Below are 8,355 nucleotides of genomic sequence, written 5' to 3'. Positions count from 1 at the left end.
CGGCAAAGCCCTTCTGTCCTTCCTTGGGCACGATGATCTCGACGGTGATGGCCGTGGCGGTGCCCAAACGATCGCCTCTGTAGGCGCGATCGGCGAAACAGTGGGCCAAGAAGGGCCAAAGGCGGCGCGAGGCGCGCAGGAGCGCGAGGCCGCCGTGGCTGTCGTGCAGATCAGCAGGCGAGACAGCAGCTACGAGCAGGCGCCCATCCGTGTCAGTGAGCGCGTGACGCTTGCGCCCAACGACACGCCTGGCTGGATCGTAGCCGCGTGGACCTTCGACACCGACGCCGCCCGAGCGCGTCGCCTGGGCATCCAGGATGGCACCGCTGGGGCTTGCTTCGCATCCAGTTCGCTCGCGATCTGCCATCGTCAGGGTGTGGGCGAGGCGCTCGAACACGCCCGCCTGGGACAAGCGCAAGAACCAGCGATGCACGGTCGACCAAGGCGGAAAATCGTGCGGCAGGTGCCGCCAGGCGCCCCCTGTCCTGAGCACGTACAGGATGCCATCGAGCACGGAGCGCATCGGCCAGCGGCGCGGACGGCCCGTCGTGGCGGGGGCGGGTAGCAGAGGGGCAACGACTGCCCATTCGGCATCGGTCAGGCTGGTTGCGTAAGGCTGGCTCTCGCGCGCAAGTTCTGCGCGGGCGGCGGGCGTCCACATCGGCGATCCGGGGTAGCGTCAGACACTTCCCCAACGCCCGCGATGCTCGCCGCTCACCCCATCAGCACGCCCTCACCCCGTTATGAAACGGGGTCTGACGAAAAAGCCCGCCACGGCGAACCGGGCGGGCTCTGGTTTTCGCATCCTGATTTCGCTCAGGTGCTCGCCGGGCGAGCTGCCTTAGACGTCGATGATGCCGTCGTTGAAGAACGCGCGACCCTCGTTCACGCCGTAGGTGAGGTAATGCGCCAGCGGATTGATGCCGGCCGCCGCGACGTCCGGGTTGGCGGCGAGGTAGGCGCTGGTGTCGAACAGGCCCGACGGATCCCGGCCCTCCTTCCAACCGTATTGGAGATAATGCTCGAGAGGGTTGATGCCGGCCGCCGCCACGTCGCCATAGGCTGCGAGGTAGCCCTTGGTGTCGAAGAACAGGTTTGGATCCCGGCCTTCCTTCCAACCGAAAGCCGCGTAATGCGCCTCCGGATCGATGCCGGCGGCCGCCACGTCGAGGTTCCGGCTGTAATAGTGCAGGTCGTCGACGAGCTGGTTGCCGTCCCCCTGATTGACCGTGACGTTCGAGAAGCGGAACGTCTCGACCTCGCTGCTCTGAACGTACAGATCAGGATTGTCGAGGGCACCGCGGAAGATCGTCGTCCCGGCACCCGCCGCGAAGATATTGTAACTGCCGATGGAATCGTCGAACGCGAGGGTGTCCGTACCGGCATCCGCGTCGTACTGGTAGACGCCGTGATGCAGGACCAGGGTGTCATTGCCGGCGCCGGCGAGGAAGTTGCCCCTGCCGTAATTCACGTCCGCCGTGTCATTTCCGCTGCCGGCGACGATATCGACCCGGTTCAGATCGTTCTGTGTCCCGAGAACGAAGAAGCTATCATTGCCTCCGTTGCCGTAGACCAGAGACGAGTCTTCTCCGAAAGGATTCGATCCCGGGTGGGATGCGGGTCTAAAGGTCTCCGACGCGGACGATCCGCGAATGATTGCAACCACGCCTGCCCTCCTTGCATAGAAAAACCGCAACTTAGTAGTTGCGAAATGCGAGACATTGGTCGCCAGCGCTGACGGCGGCCCAATGTTAGATACGCACCATTTTCCTGTGTCAAGACGCAAAACGGAGGAGTGGCGGGTCTTGACCTTCTGTGTTTCTGCCGCAGTGCGGCTCAGCAAGTAGGCGTCACTGTCAACATCCATTTGGATGAAGCGCACAAAAAGCCCGCCTCGGCGGACCGGGCGGGCTCAAGTCAAGATCTATGGAGGACCTATCGTTGCAGGCAAACCGCCCGCGGTCAATCCGGTGCACTGCCCCTCCCCAGCAAGCAGGGCGCCTTCATTACCTCGGCGGGCGTCTCCACGACCCAGCGCAGCGCATTGCCGTTGAAGCTGAGGAGCGTGTTCGCACCGGCATAGGCCGAGCCGCGCTCTAGCCGGACCGGTGTCGCCACGGTGATCAGGTCCCGGTTCACGTAGATCTCCGGCGGTGATCCACCCGGGTCCCCCGTCAGCGCATGGAGCAGCACGAAGCACCTCATTGCGGGCTCTCCACCTCGAAGGGGACCACGATGTCGTCGCGTGTAATCGGCCAGTAGTAGCGCTGCAGCGGATTGCAGGCGTAGGTCGGCACACCGCGGAACTCGGCCGGCCCGCTGCCGAAGAAATCCGGCACATCGATCTCCGTGGTGTAGGTGAACTCGCCAAGGCCCTGCGGCGGCCGCTCGTAGTCGATGTCCGGCAGCCAGAAGCGGTGCGTGTGGCTATCGTAGAGGGCGCGGTCGATGTGCCCCTTGCACTCCCGCAGGTAGCGGACCCGGACGCTGACCACGAGCTTGCCGCCCGGCTTCACAACGGGCGTGAGCACGTCGGTCTGCAGGATCTCGACGGGCAGCCGCCGGTCGCCCGCGAACCAGGCCAGAGTGAAAGCGGCGAACAGGATGCCGCCGCTGATGACGGACAGGCAAAAGTAGCCGAAGATCCGCAGGGTCATTTGCCTCCTCGCAGCAGGGCGAACAGGTCGTAGCCCGACTTGGCGAGGGCGACGGTGCCTGTGACGAAGGTCACGGCTACACCGCAGACCCACATCAGCACCTTGGCGGCGGTACGGGACGAGTTGATGAAGTCGACTGCGCCGTCGAGGCTCTTGAGCTCGCGATCGTTCTTGGCGTCGACCCAGGCGACCGTCTCGGGCTTCAAGCTCAGCAGCTTCTCCAGCTTCGCGACGTCGGCCTCGCTGAGGGCGTTGATGAGCTTGCGAACGTGCGAAGCGGCTCTGAGCGGGCGTCGGTCGTCGTCGTCATCCATGTCGTAGGCACGCCGGATCTCGTCCTCCCCCAGGCCGCGCTGCGGCAGCGGGATCTGCTCTCGCAGCCCCTGCCCCACCGCCTGTGTCGCGGCGCGGCGGCAGACATGCTCATCTTCAGGCTTCCGCCGGCGCGCATCAGTCATGATCGCCTACAGCTGACCGGCGCTACTTCGCCGGAATGGCGGCCTGCGCCGGCGCGAGCGTATTGGCGGCATTCGCCTTGTCCTCCAGGTGCAGGGTCCTGAAGACGAGCTCGGCCACCCCTGCCGGTCCGCCGGCCGCCGCGACCACCTTCGCCGGAGCCACATCGACGGCGCGCTGAACCGCCTTGGTGATGACGGCGGATCCCACCGGAACAGTGAGCACCTGCCCCTTGGCCGCGCCCGCCACCGAGTTCAGGGCATAATCCGTGACGGCCTTGGTCATCTGCTCGATGCGGGCCTGCGTCAGCACGAGACGCGCCCAGGGCGCCACGCGGTAGACGGCGCTGGTGACGACGCCGACGAGGATGGGCAGGAGGATCGCGGTCAGCCCCTGGCCGATGGCGACCACCCAATCGCCCCAGGGGACAATGACCGCCGTGGCTGGGGTTGCGGAGACGACCTCGGCAGCGAAGGCGTAGCCGATGCAGAGGACGAACGTCACCGCAGCGACGAGCAGCGGACGCCAGAGCGAGATCGCGATCAGCGCCGAGAGGGCGCCGAGGGCGGTCAGACCGACCGCGAGGCCGTGAGCGCCAGAGCCATCCCCGGGAAGGGCACCGGCGGCCAGCGCATCGACAGGAAGGAGCGGACCGACGCAGGCGAGCGCCAGCGCCGCGAGCGTGAGCTTGCGGGTCATGATGGTGATCCTGATGGTGATGTGCGCGGCGGGCCCGGCCGGCTCGGGAACTCAGGTCAGGCGGCGCGCGCCGCGGGCCGGTCGCCCCAGGTGTCGTCGACCCAGCGCATCAGCCGCATCCAGACGTTTGGCTTGGCCTCGACGGTGACCGGCGCGATGACCGGGGTCGGCACCTCGGGGTGCAGGACCTCGATCACAGGAGCAGCCACCTTGATCGGCTTCGAACCGGAGGTCTGCCGCGGCAGGCTCTGCGCGTAGGAGGTGACGAACTGCTCGGCTTCGGCCTGGCGCCGGGCGATGATCGCGGCCGGCTTGTTCCACATCAGGATCGCGTCGCGCGCGCCGGCCATGTCGCCGGCATTGATGCGGTTCAGGAAGGTCGAGCCGAGGAAGCCGGACCGCGGGGCAGCGGCACCGATGCCGATGTTGTAGCAGACCGACACGAGGGCATCGAAGACGTTCTGGCTGACAGGCACCTTCAGGCCCTTGTTCACCGCCGACACATAGCGGGCGACCGTCACGTCGAAGAGCGCATCGCACTGCGCCGAGGTGATGGTCATGCCGGCGGTGACCGGCTTGCCGTCGATCGTCGTGACGCCGATGCCTATGGTCCAGACGCCGACGCTGTCCTTGTAGGCTTTCAGCCGGCGGCCTTCGCGCGCGATCAGAACCGCCTCGCCGATGGGGCTGAGCTCCATGTCAGGTCTCCAGGATGAGATTGAGCGCCGCCCGCAGGCTGCAGGTCAGGCCGTGCGCGGCGCCAGGATCTCGGCCGGCACCAAGAACTGCATCACGCCGCCCGACGTGTTCATGCCGAGCACGGTGGCGAGCGGGGACGACGCGGGATCGCAGGCGAGCACGATCACCACGGTCCCGGCGCCCATCAGCGCGCTCACGCCGTTCCTGTTCGAGAGCCTGGCGAGAGAGCCCGGCCGGAAGCCCGCCGCCTCTGCGCGCCGCTCGAATTCGCTCGTCAGGTAGGCGGCGATGTCCTCCTCCGTCTCAAGCGTGCGCTGCGTGGTGTGCGTCTCGGTGATGGTGATCATGTTGGTTGCTCAGACTGTTGCGTCAACGAAGGTCCACGCCCCATCACGGAAGGCCGGGGCCTTGCCGGGCGGCGTGAACGACGGCGGGGCGATCACGGTGGCGTGGTCGGGGATCCGGAAGCTGCCCCAGGTGTCCGGCACCGGCTCCGCCAACCGGGAGTCGACCAGCCGGCCCGACTCCGGATCGTAGAGGTAGATGATCGGCGGCTCGATCATGGCGGCCTCAGCGAATGGTGGCGGCGAAGCGCCAGAGGTCGTCCATCTGTTTGGCCGACCAGCCGAGGGCAGCGGCGAGCACAGCGGTCGACGGATTGCTGCGCTCGAAGGTGGTCGCGCCCGACACGCCCATGTCGACGTCGAACCGATCCTCGTCGTCAGGGATGCCGTCGATCACCGCCTGCAACGCCGCGGGCACCTCGCCGCGCTTCACGAAGGCGAGTGCCTCCTCCTTGGAGATCACACCCTGCTTGGCGAGAGCCTGCGCGAACTGACGATCCGAGATGACCTCCGGGACGTCGGGCGACAGATCCTCTGCGTCGGCGATCACGATGTCGCCGGCCTTGACCAGCGCGGCGAGGGCGGCAGCCTCCTTGTTGCCTGGCGCCGGCCACGGGACCATGAACTCGACCGGACCAACGAAGTCGCCGAGTTGGTCGCCAGCATCGAGCGTGACTGCAATCGCCGCCTTAGCGAGCGCTATGTAATTCGCCTTCATTGTCAGAGCCTCGCATTCGCATTGATGAACGCAGCGGAGTTGTTGAAATAAAATCCCACAGCGTTGCCCGCTGTGAAGCTAGACGCTGGCGCCCCCGAGAAGTTGAAGCCAATTCTTTCCGGGGACGAATATGCGATACCTCCGCTTGAGAAGGCGGCCACCGAACTGTCTGCCCTGGACCCTGAGAAGTGAGCGGGCGACGAAATCGAACATGAGGGCGCTGCCCGCATGGGCGCCGGCAACTGCACAACGCCGGCATAGGCGCCGATTCCAGAGAATGCTTGGCCCATGCAAAGAGGATCTGTGATGTAGTTCTGGCGCCAGAAGTACCGCTGGCACTTTCGCAGATCGTCTGCAAAGTCGCCAAGCTCAAATGGTGGCACAACGCCGCCCTCGTACAGACCGACATCGAATAGATCGAACGTAGCGCCATTCGTCGCGAGCAAATTGACCTGTCCCGGCAGAGCGTAAAAGCCTCCAGACTGCCAGCCGGCGACGCCCTGCATTGACGTGCCACCACAGAAGACGACACAGACAATAAACCCGATACCTGTGTCCGTCGCCCAGGTCCCGGTGGTGTCACCAACCAGGGTGACAGTTTTCACAACATCGGTGTTGATCTCGCCAGCCGCGACAGTGATCGAACCGAGCCACGACCGGTTTACTGTGCCATTGAGAACCGCAATGGTGTAATTTCCAGCGACACTCGCGCGGACGCCGAAGCGTAACGTGATGGTCTTTGCGGAAGCGGAGCCAAACCTCAGGTCGGAGACATCCAGCCCTTCGATTCGGGTCTGGAACTGGGCGCGATCCCCAGCCGCGGGCGTATTTGCAGCCGTTACCGTTGCCCGGATCCGATAAGGAGATCCGCCCGGTGTAAGCTGCGCGATCCGTTGGGCTGTTAGGCCGCCTGTCGTGTTAACGGCACGCTCCGCGAGCCAAGAGTCTGACGGAAAGTCGAAAGTGTTCGGCGCGATAGTGACCGCGTTGTTGCCGTTCAGCTGCGACACCCGCATGCCGGGGTCTATGATGCGGTTGCGTTTCGAGGCAGTGCCGGGCGCACCGCCAACCGCTGCGCCGCTCGCCGCGTTGTAGCTGCGCACAGTCCAGTTGCCGGCACTGTCCGAGGTCGCCTCGAAGGTATCGCCGGCAGCGGTGGTGATGTTCTTCCCGCCGGGCAGGATCAGCGACGTCGCGTTGTGCGTGAGCGTGCAGGCGCCAGAGAACCGGCCGCGCCGATCGCAGTAGGCACGCGATCCGAACGACGTGATGGCGACGCCGCTACCCGTGATGTTGACGAGGTGGGTGTTGAGCGACCCGATGTCGGTGGTCGCCGCTGCGGTGATCGCGCCTTCCTCGATGCGCGCGTCGACCGCGCCGTTGTTCGCGTTGACGCGGATCGCGTCCACGGCCGTCGTGCCGTCCGGATAGGCTTCGATGACGTAGCTCTCGACGGTCTGCCCGGCGATCGTGGAGGGCTTCTGCGTGGCGGCGAACCAGTTGCGGCCGTCGATGGCATGAAGCACGCGCCCGACCGCCGTGGACGACTTCTTGTCCAGCGAAAGTTGCTTCGAGCCGGTGTAGAGCGTGGTCGCTGGTCCCGTGAGCCGGGTGAGGGCGACCGCAAGCTGAACGAACTCCGCAGCGCCGAACGCGTCCTGCGTGCCGTTGTAGCTCTGCGTGTTGATGATGAAGGCGACCGTGGTGAGCGCCGATGGAACCGGATCCACAAGGGTGATCGTACCGCCCGTGGTCGGATCGCTGTTCCGGGTTTTCGAAGCGATCAGGTAGCCGTCACCGACGAGCTTGTTCCGCGAGCCGAAATGGATCGTCATGCCCGGCTGCACGGTGGTCAGGTCGAGGCCCGCCACGGTGACGAGATTGGAATTCGCGGCAACGGAGGCGGTGCCGGTCGAGGAGTAGTAGAGAGACATGCGAAAGCGTCCCCGGGTTGAGGATGGCGGCGGGCGAAGATGCGAAGAGACGAGCGCGGTCAGCGCTTGAGGACAACCACGTACATATTTGCGGAGACAGTAGCGCCTGAGTTTGCGCCACCCTCCCACTTGAACATCAGTGATATACGATGATTTCCGGTTCCGATGACACGCATCGCTGTGTAATCAATCGGACCGGTTTGATAGGTTGCCTTGGTTGTATTTCCGCCCGCTGTGACACTATAGCTTTGCTGGCCGCGGCCACTATTCAGCGGCACACCGTCGATTGCTATGGCGACCGTCAACGCGGATGACTGCTGCACATTGGCTGTGCCATTGGCTTCAACGTAGACGTCGGCCGTTGAAGCAATCAGCACCGACCAATCGCCATCGGCGTAGAAGTCGTATGAGCAGCCTGGGATCTCACGAAATCCGGGGCTGCTCGGGCGCGCATCGCCGACACCGCCTGAGCGCACGACTCGGTCGGAAGAACCGTTCGGCGCGATGAGGCTCGTCGTTACTACGAGGTTCGGGATGGTGAGGGTCTGTCCGTCGAACTGGAACGGGTACGTGAGCCCTCCGTTGGCCGTGATCGCGAACAGGTTGGCGTCGATCACGAAGCGCGACGAGCCATTGTCGAGCAGGTCGATGTACCAGCCCGCGCCGCGGATCTGACCGCCGCGGTTTACGGTTGCGTAGGCTTCGAGGCGCACCGACACGCCCGAAACGCCCGAGCGGGCGAACAGCGAGAAGCGTCCCTGCGCCGTGCCAGCGTTCGTGACCGCCGACACGTCGTTGATCAGCGATGCCTGCGCGCTGTCCTGGCTGGCCCGGGTGCTTGCCTCCTG

12 protein-coding genes are annotated in these 8,355 nt (G+C 65.1%); all 12 read right to left on the bottom strand.

Translation table 11 applies throughout. The features are described from left to right. Positions 1-661, bottom strand: a 661-nt coding sequence (locus E1J50_RS24285; RefSeq protein ID WP_132256552.1) for an IS5 family transposase, incomplete at its 3' end; no start/stop codon positions are given. Between the two features lie 180 nt (positions 662-841). Next, positions 842-1,471 carry a hypothetical protein gene (locus E1J50_RS24280; RefSeq protein WP_132256549.1) on the bottom strand — a complete coding sequence of 210 codons (630 nt, stop codon included), beginning with the start codon at positions 1,469-1,471 and terminating at the stop codon, positions 842-844. A gap of 491 nt (positions 1,472-1,962) precedes the next feature. Beyond that, a complete protein-coding gene (locus tag E1J50_RS24275; protein ID WP_132256546.1) occupies positions 1,963-2,205 on the bottom strand; it encodes a hypothetical protein in 243 nt (80 codons plus the stop codon). Then, positions 2,202-2,657, bottom strand: coding sequence for a hypothetical protein (locus E1J50_RS24270; protein WP_132256544.1), 456 nt, complete (start codon positions 2,655-2,657; stop codon positions 2,202-2,204). The genes E1J50_RS24275 and E1J50_RS24270 overlap by 4 nt, the downstream gene beginning before the upstream one ends. Beyond that, complete coding sequence (locus E1J50_RS24265) at positions 2,654-3,115, bottom strand: hypothetical protein (RefSeq protein ID WP_132256542.1); 462 nt, start codon at positions 3,113-3,115, stop codon at positions 2,654-2,656. Before E1J50_RS24265 ends, E1J50_RS24270 begins: the two co-directional genes overlap by 4 nt. 22 nt (positions 3,116-3,137) lie before the next feature. Next, positions 3,138-3,812, bottom strand: a complete 675-nt coding sequence (locus E1J50_RS24260) for a hypothetical protein (protein WP_132256540.1) — start codon at positions 3,810-3,812, stop codon at positions 3,138-3,140. Positions 3,813-3,868: 56 nt separating this feature from the next. After that, positions 3,869-4,510 carry a lysozyme gene (locus E1J50_RS24255; protein WP_132256538.1) on the bottom strand — a complete coding sequence of 214 codons (642 nt, stop codon included), beginning with the start codon at positions 4,508-4,510 and terminating at the stop codon, positions 3,869-3,871. A 45-nt stretch (positions 4,511-4,555) separates the two neighbouring features. Next, positions 4,556-4,858, bottom strand: coding sequence for a hypothetical protein (locus E1J50_RS24250; protein ID WP_132256536.1), 303 nt, complete (start codon positions 4,856-4,858; stop codon positions 4,556-4,558). Between the two features lie 9 nt (positions 4,859-4,867). Further along, on the bottom strand, positions 4,868-5,074 hold the full coding sequence (locus E1J50_RS24245) for a hypothetical protein (RefSeq protein ID WP_132256533.1): 207 nt from the start codon (positions 5,072-5,074) through the stop codon (positions 4,868-4,870). Between the two features lie 7 nt (positions 5,075-5,081). Beyond that, positions 5,082-5,573, bottom strand: a complete 492-nt coding sequence (locus E1J50_RS24240; protein WP_132256531.1) for a hypothetical protein — start codon at positions 5,571-5,573, stop codon at positions 5,082-5,084. A gap of 2 nt (positions 5,574-5,575) precedes the next feature. Next, on the bottom strand, positions 5,576-7,507 hold the full coding sequence (locus E1J50_RS24235) for a hypothetical protein (RefSeq protein WP_132256529.1): 1,932 nt from the start codon (positions 7,505-7,507) through the stop codon (positions 5,576-5,578). A gap of 59 nt (positions 7,508-7,566) precedes the next feature. Further along, on the bottom strand, positions 7,567-8,355 hold a 789-nt coding region (locus tag E1J50_RS27580; protein ID WP_165937961.1), incomplete at its 5' end, for a hypothetical protein.

Origin of the sequence: Methylobacterium segetis, from assembly GCF_004348265.1 — a bacterium.
GTDB lineage: Bacteria > Pseudomonadota > Alphaproteobacteria > Rhizobiales > Beijerinckiaceae > Methylobacterium > Methylobacterium segetis.
Note: the sequence above shows the minus strand (reverse complement) of the source record. Positions and strands in the feature narration are given on the sequence as shown.